The sequence below is a fragment of the Providencia sp. PROV076 genome, assembly GCF_028483405.1.
Taxonomy (GTDB): domain Bacteria; phylum Pseudomonadota; class Gammaproteobacteria; order Enterobacterales; family Enterobacteriaceae; genus Providencia; species Providencia huaxiensis.
In genome coordinates this window covers 14,341-41,206 of the sequence record NZ_JAMPRR010000006.1, presented here as the reverse complement: position 1 = coordinate 41,206, position 26,866 = coordinate 14,341, and the positions used below count along the sequence as shown (strand labels likewise).

General features: G+C 38.6%; 26 protein-coding genes and 1 tRNA gene. 14 read left to right on the top strand and 13 right to left on the bottom strand.

The window, feature by feature from the left end:
* Positions 1-50 precede the first annotated feature (50 nt).
* Positions 51-584 (top strand): GNAT family N-acetyltransferase, encoded by a 534-nt coding sequence (locus PSF67_RS05425; RefSeq protein ID WP_272676611.1) that lies wholly within the window; start codon positions 51-53, stop codon positions 582-584.
* Between the two features lie 18 nt (positions 585-602).
* Here PSF67_RS05425 and PSF67_RS05420 read toward each other — a convergent pair whose 3' ends face one another.
* A complete protein-coding gene (locus tag PSF67_RS05420; RefSeq protein WP_231068725.1) occupies positions 603-1,016 on the bottom strand; it encodes a GNAT family N-acetyltransferase in 414 nt (137 codons plus the stop codon).
* 203 nt (positions 1,017-1,219) lie between these two features.
* Here PSF67_RS05420 and PSF67_RS05415 point away from each other — a divergent pair, with 203 nt between their 5' ends.
* Positions 1,220-1,816, top strand: coding sequence for a pentapeptide repeat-containing protein (locus PSF67_RS05415; RefSeq protein WP_272676610.1), 597 nt, complete (start codon positions 1,220-1,222; stop codon positions 1,814-1,816).
* A gap of 830 nt (positions 1,817-2,646) precedes the next feature.
* Positions 2,647-2,811 (top strand): hypothetical protein, encoded by a 165-nt coding sequence (locus tag PSF67_RS05410; protein ID WP_272676609.1) that lies wholly within the window; start codon positions 2,647-2,649, stop codon positions 2,809-2,811.
* Positions 2,812-2,937: 126 nt separating this feature from the next.
* Here the strand turns inward: PSF67_RS05410 and PSF67_RS05405 are convergent.
* The 3 genes from PSF67_RS05405 to PSF67_RS05395 form a co-directional block, all read right to left on the bottom strand.
* Positions 2,938-3,014: transfer RNA gene (locus PSF67_RS05405), tRNA-Pro, on the bottom strand.
* A gap of 74 nt (positions 3,015-3,088) precedes the next feature.
* Positions 3,089-4,804 carry an LPS biosynthesis-modulating metalloenzyme YejM gene (yejM, locus tag PSF67_RS05400; protein WP_239979402.1) on the bottom strand — a complete coding sequence of 572 codons (1,716 nt, stop codon included), beginning with the start codon at positions 4,802-4,804 and terminating at the stop codon, positions 3,089-3,091.
* 21 nt (positions 4,805-4,825) lie between these two features.
* Positions 4,826-5,053: a YejL family protein gene (locus tag PSF67_RS05395; RefSeq protein ID WP_047755730.1), complete on the bottom strand. Its 228-nt coding sequence runs from the start codon at positions 5,051-5,053 to the stop codon at positions 4,826-4,828.
* 242 nt (positions 5,054-5,295) lie between these two features.
* Between PSF67_RS05395 and yejK the strand changes: the two genes are divergently transcribed.
* Positions 5,296-6,297, top strand: a complete 1,002-nt coding sequence (yejK, locus tag PSF67_RS05390; protein WP_125891240.1) for a nucleoid-associated protein YejK — start codon at positions 5,296-5,298, stop codon at positions 6,295-6,297.
* Positions 6,298-6,393: 96 nt separating this feature from the next.
* On the opposite strand, the gene rplY is transcribed toward yejK, so the two are convergent.
* Entirely contained in the window at positions 6,394-6,675 is a 282-nt protein-coding gene (rplY, locus tag PSF67_RS05385) for a 50S ribosomal protein L25 (RefSeq protein WP_004260060.1), read from the bottom strand.
* A 166-nt stretch (positions 6,676-6,841) separates the two neighbouring features.
* Positions 6,842-8,599 (bottom strand): DEAD/DEAH box helicase, encoded by a 1,758-nt coding sequence (locus PSF67_RS05380; protein WP_166264623.1) that lies wholly within the window; start codon positions 8,597-8,599, stop codon positions 6,842-6,844.
* A gap of 223 nt (positions 8,600-8,822) precedes the next feature.
* Here PSF67_RS05380 and rsuA point away from each other — a divergent pair, with 223 nt between their 5' ends.
* The 3 genes from rsuA to PSF67_RS05365 all read left to right on the top strand — a co-directional run bounded on the left by rsuA (position 8,823) and on the right by PSF67_RS05365 (position 11,703).
* On the top strand, positions 8,823-9,545 hold the full coding sequence (rsuA, locus tag PSF67_RS05375) for a 16S rRNA pseudouridine(516) synthase RsuA (protein ID WP_140172551.1): 723 nt from the start codon (positions 8,823-8,825) through the stop codon (positions 9,543-9,545).
* A gap of 3 nt (positions 9,546-9,548) precedes the next feature.
* The gene (locus tag PSF67_RS05370) at positions 9,549-10,733 is read left to right on the top strand and encodes a Bcr/CflA family multidrug efflux MFS transporter (RefSeq protein WP_102137692.1); all 1,185 of its coding nucleotides are present in this window, start codon (positions 9,549-9,551) and stop codon (positions 10,731-10,733) included.
* A 628-nt stretch (positions 10,734-11,361) separates the two neighbouring features.
* The gene (locus PSF67_RS05365; RefSeq protein WP_102137693.1) at positions 11,362-11,703 is read left to right on the top strand and encodes a hypothetical protein; all 342 of its coding nucleotides are present in this window, start codon (positions 11,362-11,364) and stop codon (positions 11,701-11,703) included.
* A 291-nt stretch (positions 11,704-11,994) separates the two neighbouring features.
* Here PSF67_RS05365 and mepS read toward each other — a convergent pair whose 3' ends face one another.
* Both mepS and PSF67_RS05355 read right to left on the bottom strand, forming a co-directional pair.
* Positions 11,995-12,579: a bifunctional murein DD-endopeptidase/murein LD-carboxypeptidase gene (mepS, locus tag PSF67_RS05360; protein ID WP_102137694.1), complete on the bottom strand. Its 585-nt coding sequence runs from the start codon at positions 12,577-12,579 to the stop codon at positions 11,995-11,997.
* A gap of 757 nt (positions 12,580-13,336) precedes the next feature.
* Positions 13,337-13,936, bottom strand: coding sequence for a YrbL family protein (locus PSF67_RS05355; protein ID WP_102137695.1), 600 nt, complete (start codon positions 13,934-13,936; stop codon positions 13,337-13,339).
* Positions 13,937-14,260: 324 nt separating this feature from the next.
* Between PSF67_RS05355 and PSF67_RS05350 the strand changes: the two genes are divergently transcribed.
* Complete coding sequence (locus tag PSF67_RS05350; RefSeq protein ID WP_102137696.1) at positions 14,261-14,605, top strand: hypothetical protein; 345 nt, start codon at positions 14,261-14,263, stop codon at positions 14,603-14,605.
* Between the two features lie 137 nt (positions 14,606-14,742).
* Here PSF67_RS05350 and yeiP read toward each other — a convergent pair whose 3' ends face one another.
* The 3 genes from yeiP to PSF67_RS05335 all read right to left on the bottom strand — a co-directional run bounded on the left by yeiP (position 14,743) and on the right by PSF67_RS05335 (position 17,344).
* Positions 14,743-15,315 carry an elongation factor P-like protein YeiP gene (gene yeiP, locus PSF67_RS05345; RefSeq protein ID WP_102137697.1) on the bottom strand — a complete coding sequence of 191 codons (573 nt, stop codon included), beginning with the start codon at positions 15,313-15,315 and terminating at the stop codon, positions 14,743-14,745.
* Positions 15,316-15,500: 185 nt separating this feature from the next.
* Positions 15,501-16,745, bottom strand: coding sequence for a tryptophan permease (gene mtr / locus PSF67_RS05340; protein ID WP_102137698.1), 1,245 nt, complete (start codon positions 16,743-16,745; stop codon positions 15,501-15,503).
* A 161-nt stretch (positions 16,746-16,906) separates the two neighbouring features.
* Entirely contained in the window at positions 16,907-17,344 is a 438-nt protein-coding gene (locus PSF67_RS05335) for a nucleotide triphosphate diphosphatase NUDT15 (protein WP_102137699.1), read from the bottom strand.
* Between the two features lie 164 nt (positions 17,345-17,508).
* On the opposite strand from PSF67_RS05335, the gene fruK reads away from it, so the two are divergent.
* Positions 17,509-18,444, top strand: a complete 936-nt coding sequence (gene fruK, locus PSF67_RS05330) for a 1-phosphofructokinase (RefSeq protein WP_272676608.1) — start codon at positions 17,509-17,511, stop codon at positions 18,442-18,444.
* Between the two features lie 68 nt (positions 18,445-18,512).
* Here fruK and nfo read toward each other — a convergent pair whose 3' ends face one another.
* Together nfo and PSF67_RS05320 are read right to left on the bottom strand one after the other, a co-directional pair.
* Positions 18,513-19,358 carry a deoxyribonuclease IV gene (gene nfo / locus PSF67_RS05325; protein ID WP_272676607.1) on the bottom strand — a complete coding sequence of 282 codons (846 nt, stop codon included), beginning with the start codon at positions 19,356-19,358 and terminating at the stop codon, positions 18,513-18,515.
* 100 nt (positions 19,359-19,458) lie between these two features.
* On the bottom strand, positions 19,459-20,538 hold the full coding sequence (locus tag PSF67_RS05320; protein ID WP_102137701.1) for a YeiH family protein: 1,080 nt from the start codon (positions 20,536-20,538) through the stop codon (positions 19,459-19,461).
* Positions 20,539-20,731: 193 nt separating this feature from the next.
* Between PSF67_RS05320 and yieE the strand changes: the two genes are divergently transcribed.
* From yieE to PSF67_RS05295, 5 genes are all read left to right on the top strand, one after another.
* A complete protein-coding gene (yieE, locus tag PSF67_RS05315; protein WP_102137702.1) occupies positions 20,732-21,595 on the top strand; it encodes a DNA-binding transcriptional regulator YeiE in 864 nt (287 codons plus the stop codon).
* Between the two features lie 294 nt (positions 21,596-21,889).
* A complete protein-coding gene (locus PSF67_RS05310) occupies positions 21,890-23,380 on the top strand; it encodes an amino acid permease (RefSeq protein WP_102137703.1) in 1,491 nt (496 codons plus the stop codon).
* A 252-nt stretch (positions 23,381-23,632) separates the two neighbouring features.
* Complete coding sequence (locus tag PSF67_RS05305) at positions 23,633-24,769, top strand: ABC transporter substrate-binding protein (protein WP_168222847.1); 1,137 nt, start codon at positions 23,633-23,635, stop codon at positions 24,767-24,769.
* 19 nt (positions 24,770-24,788) lie between these two features.
* A complete protein-coding gene (locus PSF67_RS05300) occupies positions 24,789-25,883 on the top strand; it encodes a FecCD family ABC transporter permease (RefSeq protein WP_272531044.1) in 1,095 nt (364 codons plus the stop codon).
* Positions 25,877-26,665 (top strand): ABC transporter ATP-binding protein, encoded by a 789-nt coding sequence (locus PSF67_RS05295; RefSeq protein WP_102137706.1) that lies wholly within the window; start codon positions 25,877-25,879, stop codon positions 26,663-26,665. The genes PSF67_RS05300 and PSF67_RS05295 overlap by 7 nt, the downstream gene beginning before the upstream one ends.
* Positions 26,666-26,866: the final 201 nt, after the last annotated feature.

The window sequence follows — 26,866 nt, the reverse complement described above, 5'->3', positions numbered from 1 at the left end:
TAAAATAGGTATCCTAGAAAGTATATTCTATGAAGGTGAGTTACGATTAAATGTTATATGCTTTAAGAGTTTCAAGTGAAGATAGCCAAGCGATAGCAATGATTAACCAGTTGTATGACACAGCTTTTCCATTGTATGAACAAAGAAGCTATCAAGGAAGAGATGTAATATTAAATCATGGTGACTATTATTTACTCAATTTCAAAGAAAATGATATTTTCATTGGTTTTATTGGGTGTTGGAAAATCGAAGATTATTATTACATTGAACACTTTGCTATTTCCCCTGTATTAAGAGGGCAAGGTTATGGGCAAAGGGTATTAAAGCAGTTTTGTCATGACGTAGGCAAAGTGATCCTAGAAATCGATCCTATTATTGATGATGTGAGTCAAAAACGTTGGTCTTTTTATCAACATTGCGGTTTTCAGCAAAACGAATATGCTCACGCACACCCAAGTTATTACCCAAAAAATAAGCCACATAAGCTTAGCGTATTAAGCTATCCAGAAGTGATAGCTCAAGAAGTGTATCAGCAATTTAATCATATATTACAAACGGTTGTGATGAATAAAATGCTATTATAGTTCATTATGTAGATGGTTTTACTCAGGTATATAGCAATAGATAAGTTCGGGATCATTATCATCTAAATTTTCAATGTAGCCACTAGGAATAAAGCCAGCTTTTATTAAGAGGTGTTGAGTGGCTGTATTCGATTGATTTGTAGAAGTAAAAATCTTTTGGGATTTACTCTGCATTTTTAGTTTATTAATTAAAGTGAGGCCAAGGCCTTGCCGACGATACTGGCGATTTACCATAAGCAGTTCAATGAAGCTATGAGCAAAAAAACGTTGGTTTATTACGCCATACGCCAATATATCGTTGCTATCTTGTAGAATAAAACAAACGCCTTGTTTAACCCACTGGGTAATTTCATTAAACCGATGGGTAGAGGCTACGCTATCTATTTGATAAATAGCATTTATATCAATAATTTTAGCTGGGCGGAAAATCATGAATAGGTATCTTTAGTTTACTCACATGCCTCAGTATAGAACAAAATTATTTTAATTTTCAATGTAATATAAAATACAGAATAGCTGGCTTATTGAAATATTGTTTTTGTGCTACGTATAGAAGGATGGATCAAGATATATGATATTATATACAGGATTATTTGCTCTAGAAGGTACATAAGAACAGACATTTGAGGTGATAAGTGTTAATAGAAAGTCATGGTGAATATTTAGACCAGAGGTTTTGCGATTTAAACCTAGAAGATGAAAAATTTGAATCTGTACTTTTTGAACGGTGTGAGTTCATTAATTGTAATTTTACAAATAGCCATTTTGCGAGTTGTCGATTTGTTGAAAGTACACTCACAAAATGTAATTTAAGCTTAATTAACATACCTAACTCCCGTTTTTCGAATTGTGAGTTTATAGGATGTAAATTAGTTGGAATTGATTGGACAAAAGGGTATTGGCCACGTTTTGATTTTTATTCTCAGTTGAGTTTTAAAAGTTGTATATTAAATAGCAGTAATTTTTTTGCACTTAAACTCCATGAAACATACATTGATGATTGTCGTTTACACGATGTTGATTTTAGAAATGCGGAATTAAATAAATCAGTAATAACGGATTCTGATTTATCTAACAGTTTATTTATGCAGACAAACTTAACATCAGTCGATTTCACCGGGACACACTCTTTTACGATTGATGTTCGACAAAATAAATTAAGTCAAGCGAAGTTTTCCCGCCTCGATGCTCTAGATTTATTGCGTAGCTTAGATATTAAACTTGTGGACTAGAGAATAGCAATTGATATATAAGAACGACCTTTGCAGGCATAGCTATAGAGATAAAAAAGCAATGACAATGATGGAATATACGAGAAAAATACAAACCTCCCGTAATGCTTAGTATTGACTGTACTACATTCTTTAAGCGTGGCGTTGTCTCACTTGTTAGCCGTGACTTAAGGAGAAACATGATTTTATTTAATTCTACAAATGCTACTCATTGAGTAATATTTGTGGAATTCTATATCTATATATTTTGAATGCTGGTGGTTATTCGGTACCACGTAGCTATATAAATTCATCTAGAAGAATATTCTAAATAGCTATTCGTTTTCCGCTAGGGTAGCTATTGCGAAACGTACGATATTATGAATGAAAGAAATACAATTGCGGCAATAAAACTTAAAGACAGAATGACCCTACAGAACGCCCAGAATGTATTTGACTTACCGATATTCCAAAAGCATAGGACCACTGAAATAATCAGTACAAATTGAATAAAATATAGGCCAGCAATTGAGTTCATTTCTATCCTTTGGGTATTGATAACTCGATATGTATTAATATACATAAGTTAAATCATCATAGCCATCAGCTCATCACTGGTGGCTTTATTCTTTGCGGTGAAGTTATGCAGCATGCATCAAAAGATAGAAATCCAATAAGTTTTGATGTTGTCAAAAGAGTCGCTTAAGTTTTCATCGATGTAACAAAAAGTGCATCGGTAAAAGAAACTTTAATTCAACGAAACAAATTAATTTTGTGGATAATTCAAAAGATACTCCCGAGGGAAACCCGGTGATATTTCTACGGGGCGCTGGGTTGATGTTCGTGTAAACATGCCATCCAACTCACTCTACAATCAAAAGCAAGCTGGAGCAGAGGGACTCGCTAAGCTAGAAGCAGAGCGATTAGCGGAAGAAGAAGCTAAACGTGCAGCAGAGGAAGCGAAAAGGGTGGAGCAGGAAGCTGTTGAAGGTGATCTGCAGGATGATAAATCCTAAAAAAGGAAGGGTAAAAGCTAATGTAACCATGTCGGACTTTTACCTGACTTTTACCCGACTTTTACCCACCTAAAATTTCAGGCACAAAAAAACCAACCTTAAGTGGTTGGTTTCTCTATGAAAAGTTGGTCGGCATGATAGGATTTGAACCTACGACCCCCGACACCCCATGACGGTGCGCTACCAAGCTGCGCTACATGCCGAACTCTGATTTATACTACTCAATTTGCTTCTAAAAGCAATAGACTCATGATGCGACTGGTTGATATTTAAGCACTTAATTTTCATTAAAACGCTTTAATTCAGTAAAGATCTTCAACAACTCAGCCAAATCAGGTTTTTCATTCTTCTCAATAGCACCTTGTTTATCATAGATATTAAACTGACCATTTTGATCCATATAAAGGGTGGCATTGTCAGTGGTAATCACAACATCGTCGTTATCACCGGTGATCACCCATGGATAAGTACGTTTAACACTAAATAAGTCTTCACCTTGACTATAATCATCAGGTGGGTTTGTGACATGTAATAAACGCTGCATTAGCGTGGTCATTATATCTTGATGACTAGTCAGTTTATCTATTTGCTGCGCAGGGGTATTCGGCCAGTAAATAAATAGAGGCACCTGCATGTTATCTCGATTAAAGTGTTTGCCGTCTAACCAATCGTTTTCTGATTTACCTTGATTATTGTAATTGGCAGTCACAATAACAATGGTATTTTCTAACCGGTTATCACGTTGCAATGCCGCCATTACACGTTTGATCTGCTCGTTGGTTTTTGCACTACCCGGTGTGCCAGTAATGTTAAGGAACGAGAACCAAGGCGACCCATTTTTAAGGTTATCTAACCAATTATTCCATTGAGAAACGGTCAAGCTATCATTATCTGCAGTTTTGGCAGGCAAAGAGTAATCGGCTAAAATAGCTTGCCTGAATAATGGAGAGTTAAAGCCATCCGTTGAGAATAAACCAAACTGATACCCTTGATGTTGAAGGGCTTCAATCAGGCTAGATGGATGGCGGCCATTAAGAATATTATCAAAGTAAGTCGATGAAATCCCATAGAATAAACCAAACAAGGCGGTATCGTTACGTAACCCAGTTGTATAATGGTTGGTAAACTGTGTGCTGATTGATTTAAACTCATTCAGGGCATTTATCGAATCTTGTTGTGACTTATCACCGAGGTCATCAACCACTAATAATAATAAATTATAGCCTGAACCTTGGTCATAATAGCTTAATGGTTTTAATGGGTAATTCAACTTAAGGGCGGTCGGACTACCTTGCTGGAAGACACGATTTTGATGTTCTGTTAAATCCAATAAGCCATATCTATCAAGAAGTTTCCGTGCGGTCATCGGTTGTGATAATGGGTAATTATAACGCTGCATAGTGATAGGGCGGTAAAAATTCGCATCGGCCCACGCATACATCAGGTGTGACATAATAAAAGTCACAATAAAAATACCTGCAAGCGGTTTACCAAAGGTTTGCCGGCTTAAGCTGCGCAGTTTTTGCCAACTCCAAGTTGCAAATAACATTTCAACGAGAAAGATAATTGGGATACTGATAAACATCAGCTGCCATTCACGAGCCATTTCGCCTTTTGTGGGGTTAATGACTAAATCCCAAACCTGTGGTGTTAGATGCAAACCAAACTGGCTAAAAACACGGATATCAAAAATTAAAAGGGTTATCCCTGCAGTCGCGAGGGCAACAGAAAGTAGCCTCAGCAACCGCTGAGACATGACAATAAAGGTCAGTGGAAAAATAATTAGTAAGTAGGCCGCAAAGACCACGAAGCTAAAGTGACCTAACCAACTGACGAAGGCATAAACTCGACCAGTTAGGGTGTCTGGCCAATCAAAAATAAACAGGTAGCTGCTACTTAACGCGAGGCTAAGCAGTATATTGAATAGTGCAAACCAGTGCCCCCAACCAATCATGTTAGAGACTTTGTCACGGTAGCGCAGGTGGGTGACCATACTGTTTATTTTATTAATCAATTAGTGTGATTTATCTTCTTTAACAGAAGAAAGTAATGCATTTGCGAATGATTCTGCAATCATTTTACGTTGTGCAGGTGCAACCGACGTATTTAGCAGATTCGTGACCATGTTACCTAACACCATAAGGGAAAGGTCAACAGGGGTGTGGTTTTTTTCTAACACACTAACAAGGTCAGAAAGTAAACCTTCAACTTTTTCATCACTATAGCGAGATGATTGTGGCATAAATTGAGACATCCTAAATTAATGAAAGCTACATATCATAGCGTATCACAGTTGGTTTTTCTTCTTTCTTCGCAACAAATTTTTGTTTAAGTGATAATAATGCTAATTCAGATTCGTAAAGTGTGCATAAGTTCAGCAGGGTGGGGTTAAAATTTGCACAAATGATAGTTTCTATTGCAGAGGAATAATATCAGTGTTTGAATACGCGCAACATTATTTCTGCTATTTCGAAGGAGCCAACAATGAGTCTGGAAATTAACCAGATAGCTTTACACCAGTTAATTAAAAGAGATGAACAAACCCTCGAGGTGATGTTGCGGGATTCTTTATTAACAGCAGATGGTGTCGTACAAGACATGATGGCAGAGTTACACCGCGTCTATAGTGCAAAAAGTAAAGCATTTGGTGAGTTTAACGAAGAAAGTGAACTTGCTGATGCATTAAAACTATTGCGCAAAGGTGAGGAAGAATTTTTAGGTTTTAGTCGTGCGATGACCGTTCGCTTGAAAGATGAATTAGCTAAATATCCTTTTGCTGAAGGGGGTGTCGTTCTTTTCTGTCAATACCGTTACCTTGCAGTCGAATACTTATTAATTGCAGTGCTCAATAGTTGTGACAGCATGTTTGTCACGGAATCATTAGATTTAGGCACAACACATTATTTAGATATTCCTCATGCGGATATTGTCGCTCGTATTGATTTAACCGAATGGGAAACCAATCCGGAGTCAAAACGCTATTTAACCTTTTTAAAAGGTAGAGTAGGGCGAAAAGTCTCTGACTTCTTTATGGATTTTTTAGCTGCGTCTGAAGGGCTAAATGCAAAAGTTCAAAATAAAGGCTTAGTTCAAGCACTTGATGATTTTTGTGACAATGCTCAGATGGATAAAAATACTCGTCAAGCATATCGCCAGCAAGTGCATAGCTATTGCACGGAGCAATTACAATCAGGTGAAGAAATTGAGTTAGAAGCATTGGCAAAAGAGTTACCAATGGTGGAAGAACAAAGCTTCGATGATTTCGCTCGCCAAAATGATTATCAACTCGAAGAAAGTTTCCCTGCCGATAGAGGAACGTTAAAACAATTAACGAAGTTTTCGGGGAGTGGGGGAGGGATCACGATTAGCTTTGATGCGATGCTCATGGGGGAGCGTATCTTTTGGGATCCTGTCACTGATACGTTAACCATTCGCGGCACACCACCTAATTTGCGGGACCAATTACAACGCCGTGGTACTAAATAAGTTATGGTGTTGAATCGCTAGAAATAAATAACGCCGCAATTGCGGCGTTATTTACTCGGCGTCCCGAAAATTCTAAAGCTCGGCTGTGGGCTTTAATTAAGCGCGCAGGAAGTCAATGTGCGTCACTTTTGGCTTAAATGGGTGACGTTGAACAGCCTGAACTTTTACTTTTGTTTCTTTACCATCGATAACCAGATTCAGAACTTCGTAAAATTCTGCTTTGCTTTCTTGGTTGATGATTTCATCGTGGTTAAGAGTTACAGAGATTGCTTCTTGGTTGCCACCGTAAACGATAGCTGGAAGCTGGTTATCTCTGCGCAGGCGGCGGCTCGCACCCTTACCCTGCTCTTTACGTTCAATTGCATTGATAGTTAACATTACTATTTCTCTATAAAAAGAAAATATAAATTCCTGCTACAGGCGACCCAGCAGCAGGTTCGAGATTTGGCCTAGGGATACTTCATTCAGAGAACAAGATATCGGAAGGCGGGCGGCATTTTAACGAAAAATCCGTCATCCAGCAATCATTATGATCATTTTCGCTTTACGATAGGGGATCTGCAACGCGAAAACGCCCTTGATAATCGAAGATTTTCTCTCGAATTTCCCAGAAACGTTCTTTTTTGCGAGCGACAATAAATTGGGGATATCGTAATAAAGATTGCTGCAATAATATATCATTTGCATTATTCCACTTAAATGGAACACCTGGGGCACGTTGATGCTCCCGTAAAAAACGGTATTCAAACACGCGTTTTTGCGCAGGAGTTGCTAGGCGAAAACGTTCTGAAACACAGGTTCCATCTTCATCATAATAATTGATTTTAATCCATTCGCCTTTGGCATCATTCCCTGTGATAAATTGCATTCCCCCGCAACGAATGATCAATGCATCTTTAAGTTTTAATGCGGCTTTTAACATATCGTCAGGGTCGGTAAGCACCTCTTGGCATTTTTGGCAGCGACGAGCGGCTATATCGTTTTCAGCGCCACAGTGTGGGCATTGCTTAAAGCGAAAACGGAATTCACATTGCTGTTTCTGCCCATTTTCGTCTTCTTCCCAGCCTTGGCAGCGCCGGCCAAAGTGTTCAATAATTTGGCCATCAGAGGTGCATTTTCCCCAAAAAATATTCGCAAATTGGCACAATGGGCAGAAAACTTGTACCGGCACACTGGTTGAATTCGGTTTACTTGAGCCCACCTCTGGTCGAAATAGGTCATGTGGATTCCCTGCATAATCTAAGATTAAACAGCGTGTTTTTCCCTCAGAAAGGCGTAATCCTCGACCAACAATTTGTTGGTATAAACTCACTGACTCTGTTGGCCGCAAAATAGCAATCACATCCACATGAGGAGCATCAAACCCGGTTGTTAACACTGAAACGTTAACGAGATAATGTAGTTCTTTGTTTTTAAATTGCTTAATAATTGATTGCCTATCAGCAGCCGGGGTTTCAGCTGTCACTAATGCAGCACGACCCTGAGGTAAATAGCCCAAAATTTCTTTTGCATGTTCGACCGTTGCAGCAAAGATCATGCAGCCTTGCAAAGGTGCTGCATATTCAATAACTTGCTCAATAATTTTAGGTGTAATGCGTTGTTGTTTTTTTAACGACAAATTAAGTTCTTGTTCGTTAAAAATACCCGATGATGTAAGTGAAACCTGGCTAAAATCATATTGTAAAACAGGCATATCAAGCCGTTCAGGTGGGACTAAGAACTTGTTTTTAATCATATAGTGTAGTGGTAACTCATAGATGCACTCACGGAAAAAACAATTTTCATCACCGCGTACCATGCCATGGTAATGGTATTGGTAAATCCAGCCACTATTGAGGCGGTAGGGGGTGGCTGTTAAGCCTAAAATACGTAATGAAGGGTTATTTACTTGTAAAACTTGAATAATCTGTTGGTATTGGCTCTTATCATTCAAACTTATACGGTGGCACTCATCAATAATTACTAGGGAAAAATGTGCGTCAAATGCTTTAAGATTGCGAGCAACGGATTGCACACTGCCGAAAACGACTTTGCTTTGAGACTCTTTGCGATTCAATCCTGCAGCAAAAATATCTGCTTGCAGGCCATATGCGAGGTACTTAGCATGGTTCTGTTCAACTAATTCTTTTACATGCGCTAATACCAGTACTCGTCCTCGAGCGAGTCGGGCCAATTCGGCAATCACTAAGCTTTTACCTGCGCCAGTTGGCAAGACAATCACGGCAGGGTGAGTCTGCTTACGGAAATAACTCACTGTCGCATCGACAGCTTCTTGTTGGTAAGGGCGTAAAATAAAAGACATATTATTCAGTATTATGTGATTCAGTCAGGTGAATGACGTTAAATTTAATTTAAAACGATGAGTCTGTCTAAAGATGCCTGTTGCTTCAGTGAAACTATCACTTCACAGGGGTTATTGTTATAATGAATAATGTGATAACAATCACAACAACCTTTCACTCTATATTCTGACAGTTGAGCGTTATTGTACGCTTCACTGGCATTCCATCAAGTTAAGAGAATCTATGCGACTGGATAAATTTTTGTCCCAGCAATTAGGGATAAGCCGAAGTTTGGTAGCGCGAGAATTGCGCGCAGGGCTTGTAACAGTTGACGATGAAATCGTTAAATCAGGTGCCTTTCAAGTTACGATTGACCATGAAGTCGCTTATGATGGTAATGTCCTCGTACAAGTTACTGGGCCGCGTTATTTTATGTTACATAAACCGCAAGGCTATATTTGCTCAACAGATGACCCAACACATCCAACAATTCTTTTTTTTATTGATGAGCCTCTTGCACAAAAACTGCATTCAGCAGGGCGTTTAGATATCGATACAACGGGTCTTGTGTTATTGACTGATGATGGTCAATGGTCACATCGCATTACTTCACCGAAGCATCATTGTGAAAAAACATACCGAGTTCAATTGAGTGACGACATCGCCAATGATGTTGCCGAGCAGTTTGCTCAGGGCGTTATGCTTAACGGGGAAAAACACCCAACTAAACCGGCGAAACTAGAAATTATTAGCCCTAGAGATGTCCGATTGACGATTAGTGAAGGGCGCTATCATCAAGTAAAACGCATGTTTGCTGCAGTAGGAAACCATGTTTGTGGGCTACATCGTGAGCGCGTTGGCGAAATTTGGCTAGATGAGACGCTTGAACCAGGAGAATACCGCCCACTGACGGAAGAAGAGATCAACAGTATTAATGTACCACGTAAAAAAACAGCAGGAGTTTAAAGAGTGCAACAGCAGCGTTCATCCTATTTGGGGCTGATATTAATTCTAGGTTTATTATCGATGCTAATGCCATTGGCTATCGACATGTACCTACCAAGCTTTCCGACGATGATGCATTATTTTAATGTAGATGAAGGGCGCATTCAGATGACGCTCAATAGCTACATTTTTGGTTTTGCTATAGGACAATTATTTTATGGTCCGATGGCAGATAGCATTGGGCGTAAACCCGTTATTTTAGGTGGGGTCGTCGTTTTTGCAATCGCTTCAGCGGCCTGTGCTATCACTGAATCGATTGATTCACTGATTTGGTTGCGTTTCTTACATGGTTTTGCCGCTGCCGCTGCAAGTGTTGTGATTAACGCGCTTATGCGGGATATGTTTACCCGTGATGAATTTTCAAGAAGTATGTCTTTTGTTGTATTAGTGATGACAATAGCACCGTTGCTGGCCCCTATTTTAGGGGGAGAGTTAATGCGCTGGTTTTCATGGCATGCAATTTTTTGGAGTATCGCCATTGCAGCGGTTATCGCTGTCGTTTTAGTGAGCTGTTTTGTGCGGGAAACATTGCCCGTAGCTAAAAGGCAGAAGTTTCATATTGGTACAACATTAAGGCAGTTTGCCACTTTATTTAGGGCAAGACAGGTACTGTTCTACATATTAGCGAGTTCATTTTCCTTTGCAGGGATGTTTTCATTCTTAAATGCAGGCGCTTTTGTGTATATCGATTTGAACGGGGTGTCTCCACAGAATTTTGGCTACTATTTTGGTATCAATATTATCTTCCTATTTATTATGACGACAATAAATAGCCGCTATGTTAGGCATTTTGGTGCAGAAAAAATGCTTTACTTTGGTATTATTATTCAATTCGTGATGGGATTGTGGTTGCTAATGACAACAGCCTTTGCGCTAGATTTTTGGACACTGGTAATCGGTGTTGCCATTTATGTCAGTGGCATAGCGATGATCACTTCGAATGCAATGGCCGTGATCTTAGATAATTATCCACATATTGCAGGAACGGTTTCTTCATTGGCAGGCACAATCAGGTTTTCGATTGGTGCGCTCGTTGGAACGTTATTATCACTAATACCTGCGCAGAGCGCATGGCCAATGGTCGGTTCAATGGTCGCTTGCGTTGCATTTTCAATGTTGTTTGTATTATTGGCCAAAAAAACAAAGTAAGTCATGTCATATGTTTTCAAGTTTCAAGGATGAAGCTGAGAACATGTAATTCTCTTCTTTAATATCTAATCAAATAAAGCATGTTCTAGTTACTTCTCCATATCATTCATTTTATCTATAAGAGATAGAGGATTATTGCTCGATAAAATCGAGTAGTAACGCAGGGTATTTAAAATTTTTGCTAAAAAATGATCTAAATCAATTATCATCAGGGCTGGATTTGTTAAATTTATGTTTTATGATTTAATGTGCATTGCAACATTATTCATTAATAAAAATTTGGTTTAACTTCAAGAATAAACTCTTTTTTACTATTTTCATTTCAGAAATGTAAAAAAAAGTTAAGTATTTTGAGCTGGATGTTGAGCTTGAAGATCAAAATTAGTTTAAATTTTAATATATTTACTATTAAAATGAATATGCAATGATTTGTGTCACAAAAATTTAACGACATTTTGTTTTTTTAATGTTATATTTAAGGTTCGATATTTAACATTAATGTTACTTTTTAGATAACTAAAAGTTCGGTTTGAACGATGAATGATTGGCTTAAGCCGGTGTTAGGTCAAGTAAGAAAGTAAATATCAATACTTGGCAAAATACTAAAATGTTTCAATAGGATATGTTTGTGGAAAAATTAGGTCTTTCGGTGGTGCACAGGCTACCGCAAAGCTACCGCTGGTTATCAGGCAAAAAAGGTACAGATGTTGAAGTTGTACCTATGAATGATGTCGATAGCGATAAGCTTGTGGGGCTAAAATTACTTAGCCATGACTGTGCGACAGACTGTATTGCAATGCAGCAATTATCTGAATCATTATCAGACATGCAAATTGCTAATGCGATCTTAGAGTGGCAGAAAGAAATTTGCCTATTCATTCATGCTAATGATGAGTTAGCCGCTATGTGCCGTTTAAAAGCTTCAGGTGTTGCTATTGCAGAACTTTCTTCTGGTTTTTATAGTGCTTAGTTTAAGAGCTATAGTTTATAGAACTTAGCTTTGAGTATGTTTTAATATTTTTTTAGTAATGATGGCTCGGTTGTTTATTACTGTTTTTGCTTACTGATTTTATTTGGCTCTATATTTAAAACTGTTTTTTTGGATGAGTATCATCATGAGGTGGAATTTGGTGACTGAGTTATTCTTGATTTAAAATCGGATGACTACCACTAAATTTAGTCAGTAGAGATTTCCAATAAAAAAGCTTCCATCATATGGAAGCTTTTTTATTGGAAAGGGGATATAGGGTACTACAAAAATTTATGAGCCGTTGATAATGCGTCTACTTGCATAATATCTTTTGCTCCAGTAAGAGTTAGTCATTTCAGAAACGATAACACCACTACTGGTTGATGCATGAACAAATTTTTCATCACCAATATAGATACCAACATGCTTCATCGTGCGGCCTGTTTTGAATAAAACAATATCACCGACTTTTAGGTTATTACGTTTTACGCTTTTCCCGGAGGATTCTTGCTCAGATGTTGTACGAGGAAGCTCAACACCAAATTGTTCAAAGAATGTGCGCTGAACGAAACTTGAGCAATCGACACCTTTCTTTGTTGTGCCGCCAAGGCGATAAGCTACACCTTTCCAGCTTGCGTATTGGTCCATTATTTTAGACTTAGTATCAACGCTTTGTACTAACTCTTCGAATTCATCTTGAGATGCCATCGTCAACGAATCGCCAGCAGAGCCATTTAGCATACGTGTATCTGATTTGGCAGTATATTGTGTATTCTTAGCTGACTTTGGGGTGGTACATGCTGTGAGCGTTACGGCAATGGCAATTGCCGGAACAATGCGCCAAGCATAGCGCTTAAGTTTTTCAGACGTTAGCATTCTTATATATATCCCTTACCATTTTTCTAGTACTTTATTGTGTAAAAAGACACAAAAAAACTAAACCTATCCCTGTGAAAAACGCATTATAAATCATAGAAGTGTGTTTTTCGCAGAAAGTGTTTATTGCAGCACTACCAAACTTCGAATGTGTTAATCATATTTAATGACTTATTGAGTATAGGATATATATCAATATTTACTAAATTTACTAAGACATTCTTTACATTTTTTGCTTGGAAGATTTGGTTTCGCATTAGTACCAAATCAAACCTTTAAGAGCATACATAAACAAAAGCAAAATGGCGAGTTAATAGGGGTGAAATTTACAAAACATTAGATAAAAGAGCCTATTTGCCATTGGGTTATGTGATGGTCGTCTACAATGAGGTATATTCACTTATAAAACGGGTGTTTATCACTAATAAAATATGATCTGAATCACGTTTTATTGTGTGCTATTTCAGTGTAATTACATAATTAAGTCCTTTTTAAGCTCAAAATGTAAAGAAGTTTAAATTTATATTTAACGAAGGTTTGTTTGTGGGGAAAACGAATAGTTTAATTTGTCTTAAAAACCACCATTAGAATGAAAAATACTCAAAAAACAAATATACTGTATGTATATCAGTATTTTTGTTAATCATATTCTTTGTGTGATATTGATATCGGATAATGTGAAATAATCTACGCTTACAATAAATCAATATAACCAGATACTAATGGTGAGGATAAAGTGTAAGTCAGAGTATGTGTGCTATACCTTAATATTATAGTCACGATAAAGCCGTTGTTCGAAATCGGTAAACCGACGATTTAGTGTAGAACGGGCTATTTTAGTTGAAAAATAATCAATGGGGATTAAGTTAGCAGACCCTAGGTTATCAATAATAAGAAATTGGCCACAAGGTTTATAACCTAGTTGGTAAACGATATTATAAGTTTTTAGCGCCATCGTGGTGATAGCCTCTTTATATATATTTTTTTTAAATTGCTCGTAAGCAACTTTCATATTTTTTTTATGTTTTAAAAAAAGTTGTTTGTTTTTTAGGTAATAATCTAAAGTGTGTGAAACATTTCCTGTTTTATCTTTGATTAATTGGAATACATAACCCAGCCCTTGATCAGTTTGTTGGGTGCCATAGTAATGAGAAATTGTTTTTGTAGTGAAGTTTTTTCTATATAAACGCTTGTAATAGCGAATCTCTCTTAAGGTTTCTTTGTCGTCTCTCCCATTTAGATGAACTTTTATACATAGGTCATGATGCTCAGGATGCTGATAACAAGCACGTTGTCGGCCTGATGCGATCAAGTTGGTAGAGGGTAATGAAATTTTTTTATCTAAATTTTTATTCATGATGATAAACACTATTTTTAATGATTTATTGGATAAGCCTCAAGTGATATTGCGACGGTTTTTATAAATTATACAACCAATGCTAATAGATACTATTTATAAAGTGTTGCATTTTGTGTGGTTAATTAAGAGTGATGTAAGTCGTTTATTTTATTTGGATAAATAATTAAAAGGAAAAATAAAAAACTACGACTATAAATGAAATTTTTAATTTCTTTTTGGAATTAGTATGTCGTTCTCAGGCAATTTAGCCAAATTAAATACTCTAACTGTAAATAAATGACAGAAAGTGACGATAACATAATTTTAGGAGGAGATTTCTTCATGAATAGCTCAGTAAAAAAAATAGTAATGACTTTTCTAGCGGTAGCGACATTAAGTACAAATTTTTCAATGTTTGCCTCTGAAAACAGTGATGTGAGAAGGAGTAATACTGCCGTTATTCGATTTACTGGTGCTATTGTTGCGTCGCCTTGTGTAGTCGAAGCGAATGTTCACAGGGTTGAAACTAAATGCTGGAATGATAATGGCAAATTGGAAACCGCATCTGCAGATATTCAAAAATTAAAAAATCAAGAAACGTTGCTTCCGAACCAAAAAGGTACTCAACAATTTACCTGGATTAATAAAGATAAAACCTTAGGTATTTATACGATAAAATACGATTAATCTTGAGATAAGCAAGAATTGAATATAGCAAACTAAAATGAGATGAGGGTGCAATGTTTAATTTTAATGGCATATGCCTATGAACAATAAACTCATAGGCATATAAAGCATTATTTCTGCGAAACTAAAAGCAAAAATTAATCACAACGGCCCATATAACGACGCTCAGCGATATGAATACGAATTTTCTCACCACTGGTTAAATACTCAGGAACTTGGACAGTTAACCCTGTAGCCATCGTTGCAGGTTTAGTTCGTGCGCTGGCAGACGCCCCTTTAATTGCAGGTGTTGTCTCAATAATGGCCATATCAACCGTTTGTGGTAACTCTAAAGCAAGAACTTGCCCATCCATCGTTAACACTTGCATTCCTGGTAACCCTTCTTCAGGAATAAAAAGTAATTCTTCTTCAATATCTGCTTTTTTGAAAATGTAGGGAGTGTAGTCTTCATTATCCATAAAGACATACTCGTCACCATCAATATAAGAAAAACTGACTCCACGGCGCGTAAGCGAAATTGTGTCTAAAATATCATCGCCTTTGAAACGTTCTTCAACTTTTTGGCCAGTTTTGATATCAGTAAAACGCATTTTATATAATGTACTCGCACCACGAGCGCTAGGTGCTTGAATATCAATGTCTTTTACAAGTAATAATTTGCCGTTGTAGTTGATTGCTAAACCACGTTTGATTTCATTGGCCTTGGCCATAAATAACCTTCTTTGGGGTTGTCAAAAAGAGTGCGACAAAATTACTCGCAGATAAGGAATTAGGCAAGATGCTGAAGTCAATTTTCAGTGAAAAATTTTTGGATAATATAATTCTAGATAATGCAGTTATTGGATAATGCAATAAGTATGAATATAACCGGTGGGCTATATTCATACTGGAATGATTAATAGATAGGAAGTAAGCCAGACAATGACAATAAATGAGCAACAGCATTAACTAAACCAAAGAGGATCACGAAGCCAATGATAAAGCTTCCCCCCGGTGCTCTATAGCTGTTGTTTGGATAACGTTTACGACTTGCTTTCGCCATTAGTGCAGGGACAATAACGGCCCAAATAGTGGCTGCTAACCCGGCAAAACCAATCGCATAAATAAACCCATTAGGGAAAATTAACGCGAGAATTGTTGGTGGTAAAAATGTGACTGCGACAGATTTAAGACGGCCAAACTTATTATCTTCAAATTTGAAAAAGTCAGCAATAAAATCAAATAACCCTAAAGATACGCCTAAGAAGGAACTCGCTAGAGCCATATATGAAAACAGGTTCAAAAATTGAGAGATAAAACTACTTTTGGTGGAAATATTCATTTGAGCCAGTAATGCATCAATATTATTACCGTTTTCTCTTATTTCAATAAATGACGTTCTTGGAATATTTCCTTGAATAGCATACTGCCATAAAATATAGATAACCACGGTAATGGTGGCACCATAGACTAGGCTTTTAACAACACTACGGCTATCTTTATTATAATATTTTACTAATCCTGGAACATTACCGTGATAACCAAAAGAGGTTAATAAATAAGGTAATGCGGCTAAGGCATAGGGAAGGTATTGGCTTTCACTTTGCTCAGTCTGGTTAAATAAAATTGCGGGCGATGCAGTGGAAATCATTCCACCGATTGACATAATAAAGGTGAGCACCATCCCGCCAATTAAAATGGTACTTAACCTGTCGACAGCACGCGTAGAAAGCCATACAAAAAAAGCCACAATAAAGGCAAAAATAAAGCCTGCACCCGCTTGTGGTAACTGTATTTTTTCTGACAAGTTTGCTGCGATGATAGAGCTGCCTGCAGAAATATAGGCATAAGTGAGTATATAAAGCACAAAAGTGACGGATAAGCCGTTAATTGAATTCCAAGTCGAACCTAATAAATCTTTTACCATCGTATGGAAACTAGCACCCGCTGGATAATTCATATTAGCTTCTAAAATCATTAGCCCAGAAAGTAACATGCAAACAAAGGTATAAATTAACAGTATGACGGAACCTGTGAACCAAACGCCAGAAGTCACCATAGGAATAGAAAACATACCAGCACCGACTGCAGTACCGGCGATGATCATAGCACCTCCCAATATAGAAGGATTTTTTTGTTGTGTTGTTCCATCAATAGCCATGGTGGCTCCTAAATATAATGTTTCACTGTACTAGCTAAATGATACGGCAAGCGTGAAGTATTGTAAATATGGCAAATAGAATAAAATAGGGAAAAATGAGTAATTAGAACGAGATGGATAATAAACGTACAACGCGAAGATATTTGTACGCTTATGATTAATTAGGCGCTTTGGTGATAGAAGCGTTGTGTTAGCCAGAGGTCAACGGCATTGCGGCTAGCTTCAAAATGCGGTTCTGGGAGGTTATCAGGTGAAACCCACATTAGGTTTTCACATTTGTCTGCTTCCATAATTCGAGGCTCCACATCACCGCTATATTCAACATGCATACAAATAGAAACGGTATGTTTACCTTCTTGTTGATAAGTCTGTAAATTGTTGCTGATGCCAAAAACGGTGGGAGTTTGAATATCAATGCCAATCTCTTCTTTTATTTCGCGGATGGCACAGGTTTCAAATGATTCACCTGGGTCAACATGCCCTCCGAAAATAGACCAATAGGGCGCATGTTTACTGCTGCGTTTGCCCATCAAAATTTGCCCACATTTGTTAGTGATTATAACACCGACACCCACGACGACGTTGGTAGGCTCAGACATATATTCTCCTTATTGTTTTCTTTTTTAGCGCGTTGATCCTGACATAATCTAGTAGAAAAACAAGCAGGAAAAAGTACAAATATCACTGAAAACAATATGCTTTAATGTTATAACTATAATTAAATTTAAAGACACGATAATCATGATAAGGGAGATTAGTGGTTATGACTCGCCGGGTTGCTACAATTACATTAAATCCTGCTTACGACCTTGTGGGCTTATGCTCTACTATCGAAGTTGGTGAAGTCAATTTAGTCAAAACCGCTAGCCTCAATGCGGGTGGTAAAGGTGTCAATGTCGCAAAAGTGCTCCGTGACTTAGGTATTGATATCACTGTTAGTGGTTTTATGGGAAAGGATAACCAAGAAGAATTCCAACATTTTTTCAGTGAAAATGGTATGGCTAATCGCTTTAGTATGGTGCCAGGGCGTACACGAATTAACGTGAAACTCACTGAAAATAACGGGGAATCAACTGATTTCAATTTTTCAGGTTTTGAGGTTAGTAAAGAAGATTGGAACCGCTTCTCGACAGAGTCGCTCAATTGGTTAGGCCATTTCGATATGGTTGTGGTGAGCGGAAGTTTACCGAGTGGTATTGACCCAGAAGAATTTACTCGCTGGATGACTCGCCTTCGCCAATTATGTCCATGTATTATTTTTGATAGTAGCCGAGAAGCTTTGAAGGCAGGTTTAAAAGCATCTCCATGGTTAGTAAAACCTAATCGTCATGAGTTAGAAAGCTGGGTTGGCCGAAAACTTCCTGATTTACAAGAGGTCGTGGCCGCAGCGCATGAATTAAGAGACAAAGGGATTTCCCATGTGGTCATATCGTTAGGGGAAGAAGGGGCGCTTTGGGTTAATGCTTCGGGCTCTTGGCTTGCAAAACCACCCCATTGTGAAGTGATAAGCACTGTTGGTGCCGGTGATTCCATGGTGGCAGGGTTAGCTTATGGGTTACTTAACGGTGAATCCAGTGAGCACACGTTACGTATGGCGACAGCGATTTCCGCGCTATCCGTTTCTCAGCCAGATGTCGGTTTAAAAAATAGAAAAAAATTAGCGGATATGATGGCTAAAATTGAAATGAAGTCGTTATAGTACATTAGTTTCAACCAAAACCCCCGCACGATAAATGCAGGGGTTTTTGGTTATTAGAAAGCAAATAATTAGCTATTTTGTTGTGCTTTTAGCCATGCAATTTCTTGCGGCCAAATATCGGGGTTAACAGTTTCTAAAATCAATGGGATACCATCAAAGCGGTCATCTTGCATAATGTAAGTAAATGGAGCAAAGCCAATGTTCCCTTCACCTAAACTATGGTGGCGGTCAACGCGGCTGGCAAATTCACTTTTAGCATCATTCAGGTGCATTCCTTTTAGAAATTCAAACCCAACAATCTCTGCAAATTGGCCGAATGTTTTGTCACAATCTTCGGCTGTGCGTAAGTCATAACCTGCGGCAAATGCGTGACAAGTATCAATACAAACGCCTACACGGCTTTTATCTTTCACTCCATCAATAATTTTTGCAAGATGTGTAAAGTCAAAGCCCAAGTTAGTCCCTTGGCCGGCCGTATTTTCAATAACTGCAATCACCCCTTCGGTCTCAGCAAGGGCAATATTAATAGATTCAGCAATCCGCGCTAAACAATCGTCAATTTCAATTTTCTTTAAATGACTACCTGGGTGAAAGTTAAGTAAATCAATACCTAATTGTTCGCAGCGTTGCATCTCATCGATAAAAGCGGCACGAGATTTCTCTAAAGCTTCAAATTCGGGGTGACCTAGATTGATCAAATAGCTGTCATGAGGAAGGATCTGGTGTTTACCGTACCCATATTTTTTGCAGTTATCTTTAAATTTTTTAATCACGTCTTCGCTTAGTGGCGCAGCTTTCCATTGGCGCTGATTTTTTGTGAATAAAGCAAAAGCGGTTGCATTGATTTCATGTGCGCGAATAACGGCTTGGTCAACGCCACCTGAGGCGCTGACATGTGCTCCAATATATTTCATTTTTGACTCCTTTTTCTTGGAGTATGCCATTAATGAGCAAATAAATGAAATCAACAAAAAAGCCACCAAGTAAGGTGGCTAAAAATGAGGAGAATATATGCTAAAAAATACTTTGAATCAGTACGTTAATTAGAAGCCCGCCAACAATCAACCAAACAAATAGAATCAGCGCCATTAACAAGGGTTTAATACCCGCTTGGCGAATAGCACTCACATGGGTCGTTAGTCCTAAAGCCACCATTGCCATAGCGAGTAAAATTGTATCTAACGCAATGATTTGTTGCACTAACACTTGAGGCAGTAAGTTGAGTGAATTAAAACCTGCAACAACAATAAAAAATACAGCGAACCAAGGAATAGTGATTTTGCTTTTTTGGCTATTGGCTGTTTGGTTAGCCGCTGTTTTACGGCTTAAGAAAGCCGATAAAATAATTAGAAAAGGCGCAAGCATCATGACACGGATCATTTTGGCAATGACAGAGGCATTTTCTGCGTCAGTACCAATGGTGTGGCCTGCTGCAACAACCTGTGCAACTTCATGCACGGTTGAACCAATATAAATCCCAAAAGTTTCTTCTGTTGCTGGAAACCAGCCGAAGTGCGCATTTAATTGGTAAATCCAAGGGTAAACAAAGATACAAATCGTACCAAAGATAACAACGGTTGAAACGGCAACAGCGACTTTACTCGCAGAAGCTTTAACGACAGGTTCGGTTGCCATGACGGCAGCTGCACCACAAATACTACTGCCTGCGCCAATTAACAATGTTGTTTCTTCATCAAGACCGAACACTTTTTTACCTAGCCAATATGCTAATAAAAATGTCGATGTTAATGTTAAAGCATCAATAATTACCCCAGTTGCTCCTACGTCAGTGATCTGCTGGAAAGTAAGGCGAAAGCCATACAAGATAATACCAGCGCGTAGGAAATAGTGTTTGGCAAATTTAGTACCAGCATCACAAGATCGACTGGCTACGGGGTAAAAAGTATTCCCTACAATAATTCCTAATAATATTGCGAGGGTTAATGCACCTAAACCGATATCCATAAACCAGGGTTGGTCACCTAGGTAAATTGCAATAGCAGTTAGAATACCCGCTAAAATAATGCCTGGTATGAGTTTGAATATAGGGCTTAGGCTATTTTGCTCAAGGGTGTTGGTGTCACTTTTATTCATGATAATACTCTTTATTACCGCTTATAAGATTTAGTAATAAGGATATAACAAAAGCAATAATAATTTAAATTGATTATTTTTATATAATCTACCACCAAAATAGATTATAAGTTTCTTCTGGAATATTGCGAATAAATCGTTAATATTAACATTATTATTACAAATACTAAAAATCACGTTGGGGCTTACCTTTATGCGAATTACTCTTAGGCAACTTGAGGTTTTTACGGAAGTATTAAAAAGTGGCTCCACGACGCAAGCATCTCAGCTATTAGCGCTTTCACAGTCGGCTGTCAGTGCGTCGCTAACGGATTTAGAAGGTCAACTAGGTGTTCAATTATTTGACCGTGTGGGTAAACGACTTGTTACGAATGAGCACGGAAGGCTGCTTTATCCCAAAGCTTTAGCATTATTAGAGCAAGGGCTAGAGGTCGAGCAATTATTTAAAAAAGAGATGGGAGCTGTGCGTCTTGCTGCCAGTACGACGATTGGTAATTATATTTTACCGGAAGTCTTAGCGGGTTATCGTCATGACCACCCAGATATTCCTTTAGAGCTTTTTATCAGTAACACAGAAGAGATCATTAAATCCGTTATGGAGTTTAGAGCGGACGTTGGGTTAATTGAAGGCGTTTGCCATAGCCCTGAGTTAATTTCTAAAGCATGGTTAAAAGATGAACTCGTTATTTTTGTTTCACCTCAAAACCCATTAGCGAATAAAAGCGTCTCTTTAAAAGATTTACGTGACGCTCCTTGGATCTTGCGTGAAAGGGGCTCTGGTACGCGGGATGTCCTTGACCAACTATTATTTGCACATCTTCCCGGCTTTCATATTTTGATGGAGCTTGGAAATTCAGAAGCTATCAAACATGCCGTCCGATATGGAATAGGTATAAGCTGTTTATCACGCCGAGTGATCGAAGAGCAATTAGAGAATGGGACTTTAGTTGAGTTAAAAATAGACGAACTTCATTTAGAAAGAACGCTATATTTGATTTATCACCGCCAAAAGCATATTTCGAGTGCGATTACTAATTTGTTGTCATATTGTCACTAAAAAACTCTCGTTACCTTTTAGTCCGTTGCGTTGTTGGCTGCATTCGATTACCCAAGCCACATGCCAATCATTTGCCGCCTCGCAACGGGCTAAAGCCTTCAGAGGAATAACAACGTTAAGTTTTTTCTAAGATTTTAAAGAAACAATATTCGGTCTTGGGTAATAACGCGTTTTACTTATAATTTTATGTGAATTATGAAGGTATCTTATAACAGTGAAGAGTTGCTTAGTTCTCACAGCCTATTTTGCTAGAATCCATGCGATATTAGCTGAATAATAAAATGCAGGGAACAAATGTCAGAACAACATACCAATACTATCTCGCAGGGCGGCCCACAAAAACTACGCCGTGAGTTAAAGGCACGCCATCTTGCGATGATTGCTATCGGTGGGTCCATCGGTACCGGTTTATTCGTTGCATCCGGTGCAACGGTTGCACAAGCAGGCCCCGGTGGAGCACTCCTTTCTTATGCTATCATTGGCTTAATGGTCTATTTTTTGATGACCAGTTTGGGCGAGTTAGCCGCTTATATGCCTGTCTCAGGCTCATTTGCAACCTATGGTGCAAAATATGTCGATGAAGGTTTTGGTTTCGCACTAGGGTGGAACTACTGGTACAACTGGGCTGTGACTATTGCCGTTGACTTAGTTGCTGCTCAGTTGGTGATGACCTACTGGTTCCCAGATACTCCCGGTTGGATTTGGAGCGCGATCTTCCTTGCCATTATTTTCTTACTGAATTTCATCTCTGTTAAAGGGTTTGGTGAAGCGGAATACTGGTTCTCATTAATAAAAGTCACCACGGTCGTTATTTTTATTATCGTCGGGGTATTAATGATTTTTGGCATCATGAATGGTGCAGAGAATGCAGGATGGCATAATTGGGAAATTGGTGATGCACCTTTTGCTGGTGGTTTCTCAGCGATGATTGGTGTGGCAATGATCGTTGGTTTCTCATTCCAAGGTACTGAATTAATTGGTATTGCTGCGGGTGAGTCGAAAGATCCTGCCAAAAATATTCCAAAAGCAGTGCGCAAAGTATTTTGGCGTATACTGTTATTCTATATCTTCGCAATCTTAATTATTAGTTTGATCATTCCTTATACTGACCCAAGTTTACTGCGTAATGATGTCAAAGATATTAGTGTCAGTCCATTTACCTTAGTATTTGAAAATGCAGGCCTATTATCCGCAGCAGCAGTGATGAATGCTGTTATCTTAACGGCAGTATTATCGGCAGGTAACTCGGGTATGTACGCATCAACGCGTATGTTGTATACCTTAGCGCGTGAAGGCAAAGCGCCGCGCATTTTCGCCCGTTTATCTAAAGGTGGCGTACCGCGTTATGCATTGTTAGCAACGACAGTTGTTGCGGGATTGTGTTTCTTAAGTTCTATGTTTGGAAACCAGACGGTGTACCTGTGGCTATTAAATACATCCGGGATGACAGGGTTTATTGCTTGGTTAGGTATTGCAATTAGCCATTATCGTTTCCGTAGAGGCTATATTGCACAAGGGAAAGATCTTAATGACTTACCTTATCGTTCAGGTTTCTTCCCAATTGGCCCTATTTTTGCCTTTATTTTGTGTTTAACAATTACATTAGGCCAAAATTACCAAGCCTTTTTAGAAGATAAAATTGATTGGGTAGGGGTTACTGCAACTTATATTGGTCTCCCATTATTTTTAGCGATTTGGTTTGGCTATAAGATAGCGAAGAAAACTACGTTTATTCGCTATAAAGACATGAGCTTTCCAAGTTACCGCGAAAATTTAGATAAATAATTTTTTAAAATACTTATCATGAAAACAGCACTCTTTATAGGGTGCTGTTTTTTTATATATAGCGCTGGCAATAAAGTGGTATTTTGGCGGTAAAATATGCTGAATGCTTGGCTTTACGATGGTGGTCACAGAATTCCATTGATGAAAGTCATGATTAAACTAATAATCGTATTGATAAGTATTCTTATTTGCTTTATTGTTACCGCATAAAAAAAAGGTAAGTCAATGAGGTTAATAGTGGAGCTTAATACTATGTCGTCGGTAGCCAAGAAGTCTGTAGCTAGGTCGGTAGTAAAAGGGATAAGTTTAGCGTTATTAGCAAGTGCCAGTATGAGTGCTTGGGCTGCAACAGTCACTGATATTGCAGGTCGTACAGTTGAAGTTCCTGATAATGTTAATCGCATTTTATTAGGTGAGGGACGCCTATTTAGTGCAATAGCTCTGCTGGAAGGTGATAAACCTATTGACCGAATTGTGGGTTGGCAAGGTGACCTTCGAAAACTAGACCCACAAACCTACGCTGCTTATAAAGCTAAATTTCCTGAAATTGATAATATTCCACTGATTGGTAATACCAGCGCAGATAGCGTCAGTTCAGAAAAAGTATTAACCCTAAATCCAGATATCGCGATTTTTGGTTTGTCAGGCCATGGGCCGGGTAAAAATAGCGAATTAGTTAACCAGCTTGAAAAAGCGGGAGTGCCTGTCGTATTCGTGGATTTCCGTGATAAGCCACTGGAAAATACATTGCCAAGTATGCGTTTACTCGGCAAAGCGTTAAATCGTGAACAGGCAGCAAATAAGTATGTCGATTTTTATGAAAGAAACCAAAAATTAGTCACTGATATTACCTCTAAAATACCAGACGATAAAAAACCCAGTGTTTTTATCGAATTACGCGCGGGAGCCTTTGAAGACTGCTGTGGTACCGCTGGTGATGGGAACATGGGGAACTTTATTGATTTAGCTGGTGGTAAAAATATTGCTAAAGGTGTTTTACCGGGTGCACTTGGTACGATGAATTTAGAGAAAATCATTGCTGCAGACCCAAGTATTTACATTGCATCTGGTGCAAAAGCACCGGGAAGTAAAGATGCAGGCGTTCAATTAGGGGCACAAAGCACATTAACTGATGCAAAAGAAAGCCTGAAAAAAATTACTGAACGTAAAGGAATTAGCGCGTTATCAGCCATAAAAGATAAGCAAGATTATGCTATCTGGCACAATTACTATAACTCTCCGTATAATGTGATTGCGACGCAAGTTTTCGCTAAGTGGTTCTATCCAGAACAATTTACCGACCTTGAGCCGCAAAAAACGCTGGAGCAATTACATAGAGAGTTTCTCGCCATTGAGCCAACAGGTGTATATTGGGTCAGCGAAAAGTAATGAAAACGGGTAAGAATTGATGAGTATTACGAGCGAGCCAATAGTTGCGGCTGAAAAAGCAGCGATTCAGGCTGACGATAATGTAAAAATACATTATCAAAATATGTTACGTCGTCGGTTGACATGGCTAGCGGTCATCGTTGCGGCAATTTTATTATCACTGGTTATTGATTTTACTTTAGGGCCATCAGGTTTATCTCTTGAGCGTTTATGGCAAACGTTGGTGATCCCAGAGGCCGTTGATGCAGGGACACGCGTCATCGTATGGGATATTCGCCTGCCATATGCGTTGATGGCAGTGGTGATTGGCATGTCATTAGGGCTTGCTGGCGCAGAGATGCAAACGATCCTCAATAACCCGTTAGCGAGCCCATTTACGTTAGGGGTCTCTAATGCAGCGGCTTTTGGTGCCGCATTAGCGATTGTCTCTGGCATTGCAATTCCAGGTGTGCCTGACCAATGGGTGATATCAGCGAATGCCTTTATTTTTGCGTTGTTAGCCGCTTTGATGTTAGACGCAGTAACCCGTTGGACGCGCGTAGCAACTTCAGGTGTCGTATTGTTTGGTATTGCTCTCGTGTTCACCTTTAATGCATTGGTTTCTATGATGCAATTCATCGCGACGGAAGATACCTTGCAAGGTTTAGTCTTTTGGACGATGGGGAGTTTATCAAAAGCAACTTGGGTAAAACTGGGTGTGATGGCGCTAGTGTTCGCACTTATTTTCCCGATTGCCATGATGAGCTCATGGAAACTGACGGCTTTAAGGTTGGGCGAGGACAGGGCAATCAGTTTTGGTATTGATGTGCGTCGTTTAAGGCTAACAACGTTATTGCGTATTAGTATTTTATCGGCTTTAGCGGTGGCATTTGTTGGCCCTATTGCTTTTATTGGTTTAGTCGCACCGCATATTGCAAGGTTGATTTTTGGTGAAGATCACCGTTTTTATCTACCAGCAAGTGCATTAATTGGGGCGTTAATTTTATCAATGGCGTCAATTGCGTCGAAGAATATTATTCCTGGTGTGATTATTCCTGTTGGGATTGTGACATCATTAGTGGGGGTACCGTTCTTTTTAAGCATTATTTTACGTCATAGAGGGAACGTATCATGAGTGGCCTGATTATTAATCAATTTAATGCAGGCTACCCAAAACGCCCGGTGATTGAGAATTTATCGACGGATATTTTGCCTCGCGGCAAGATCACGGTATTACTTGGGCCTAATGGCAGTGGTAAATCCACGTTGTTGCGTTCGCTGGCGGGTCTAAATAAGGCAACAGGGCAGTTGTTGCTTGATGGTTTGGATTTAACCCAACAGAGTTTTGCCCAGCGGGCACAAAATGTGGTGTATTTACCGCAAACGTTACCTGCTGGTGTGCACCTGTATGTTCTCGAGTCTGTTATTGTTGCTCAACGTGCTTCAGGCGGTTTAAGCAATGAAAACAGTAAAGACGAAGTGATGGGGTTATTACGCCAATTGGGTATTGAACATTTGGCGTTAAGTTATTTAGACCAACTTTCAGGTGGGCAAAAACAATTAGTCGGTTTGGCTCAATCTTTAATTCGTCAACCCAACTTATTGTTATTAGATGAACCGTTAAGTGCATTGGATTTGAATTACCAATATCATGTAATGGATTTAGTGGCGAAAGAAACCAAACGCCGAAATATAATCACGGTTGTGGTTGTTCATGATATTAATATTGCGCTTAAACATGCAGAACACATATTAATGTTGAAACAGGGTAATTTAATTGCACAAGGTGAACCCGCAGAGGTCATTACACCCGAAAGCCTTGCTGAGGTTTATGGTGTACGCGGTCGCATCGAACGTTGTTCGCAAGGTGTTCCACAAGTCCTGATTGATGGGCTGGTTGATAAACTGGCGAGTTAATATCACTAAGCAAATGATGTGCTTGCAGTACACAGCAAGCACATCAAATAAAATAATAGGAAACAATATTCAAAAATAAACAAATTAAATATTAATTAATAGTAATTACCCACAGGAAATTTAATTGAATTATATAATGGTTTTTTACCATGAATTTCTTATGGGTATTTAAATGCCTAAATAATAAAAATGATATTTTTG

Excerpts from the sequence above, each read along its gene's own strand:
- PSF67_RS05425 (WP_272676611.1), top strand. The coding sequence starts at position 51 with ATGTTATATGCTTTAAGAGTTTCAAGTGAAGATAGCCAAGCGATAGCA.
- PSF67_RS05420 (WP_231068725.1), bottom strand. The coding sequence starts at position 1,016 with ATGATTTTCCGCCCAGCTAAAATTATTGATATAAATGCTATTTATCAA.
- PSF67_RS05410 (WP_272676609.1), top strand. The coding sequence starts at position 2,647 with ATGCCATCCAACTCACTCTACAATCAAAAGCAAGCTGGAGCAGAGGGA.
- yejM (WP_239979402.1), bottom strand. The coding sequence starts at position 4,804 with ATGGTCACCCACCTGCGCTACCGTGACAAAGTCTCTAACATGATTGGT.
- PSF67_RS05395 (WP_047755730.1), bottom strand. The coding sequence starts at position 5,053 with ATGCCACAATCATCTCGCTATAGTGATGAAAAAGTTGAAGGTTTACTT.
- yejK (WP_125891240.1), top strand. The coding sequence starts at position 5,296 with ATGAGTCTGGAAATTAACCAGATAGCTTTACACCAGTTAATTAAAAGA.
- rplY (WP_004260060.1), bottom strand. The coding sequence starts at position 6,675 with ATGTTAACTATCAATGCAATTGAACGTAAAGAGCAGGGTAAGGGTGCG.
- PSF67_RS05380 (WP_166264623.1), bottom strand. The coding sequence starts at position 8,599 with ATGTCTTTTATTTTACGCCCTTACCAACAAGAAGCTGTCGATGCGACA.
- rsuA (WP_140172551.1), top strand. The coding sequence starts at position 8,823 with ATGCGACTGGATAAATTTTTGTCCCAGCAATTAGGGATAAGCCGAAGT.
- mepS (WP_102137694.1), bottom strand. The coding sequence starts at position 12,579 with ATGCTAACGTCTGAAAAACTTAAGCGCTATGCTTGGCGCATTGTTCCG.
- PSF67_RS05355 (WP_102137695.1), bottom strand. The coding sequence starts at position 13,936 with ATGAATAAAAATTTAGATAAAAAAATTTCATTACCCTCTACCAACTTG.
- PSF67_RS05350 (WP_102137696.1), top strand. The coding sequence starts at position 14,261 with ATGAATAGCTCAGTAAAAAAAATAGTAATGACTTTTCTAGCGGTAGCG.
- yeiP (WP_102137697.1), bottom strand. The coding sequence starts at position 15,315 with ATGGCCAAGGCCAATGAAATCAAACGTGGTTTAGCAATCAACTACAAC.
- mtr (WP_102137698.1), bottom strand. The coding sequence starts at position 16,745 with ATGGCTATTGATGGAACAACACAACAAAAAAATCCTTCTATATTGGGA.
- PSF67_RS05335 (WP_102137699.1), bottom strand. The coding sequence starts at position 17,344 with ATGTCTGAGCCTACCAACGTCGTCGTGGGTGTCGGTGTTATAATCACT.
- fruK (WP_272676608.1), top strand. The coding sequence starts at position 17,509 with ATGACTCGCCGGGTTGCTACAATTACATTAAATCCTGCTTACGACCTT.
- nfo (WP_272676607.1), bottom strand. The coding sequence starts at position 19,358 with ATGAAATATATTGGAGCACATGTCAGCGCCTCAGGTGGCGTTGACCAA.
- PSF67_RS05320 (WP_102137701.1), bottom strand. The coding sequence starts at position 20,538 with ATGAATAAAAGTGACACCAACACCCTTGAGCAAAATAGCCTAAGCCCT.
- yieE (WP_102137702.1), top strand. The coding sequence starts at position 20,732 with ATGCGAATTACTCTTAGGCAACTTGAGGTTTTTACGGAAGTATTAAAA.
- PSF67_RS05310 (WP_102137703.1), top strand. The coding sequence starts at position 21,890 with ATGTCAGAACAACATACCAATACTATCTCGCAGGGCGGCCCACAAAAA.
- PSF67_RS05305 (WP_168222847.1), top strand. The coding sequence starts at position 23,633 with ATGTCGTCGGTAGCCAAGAAGTCTGTAGCTAGGTCGGTAGTAAAAGGG.
- PSF67_RS05300 (WP_272531044.1), top strand. The coding sequence starts at position 24,789 with ATGAGTATTACGAGCGAGCCAATAGTTGCGGCTGAAAAAGCAGCGATT.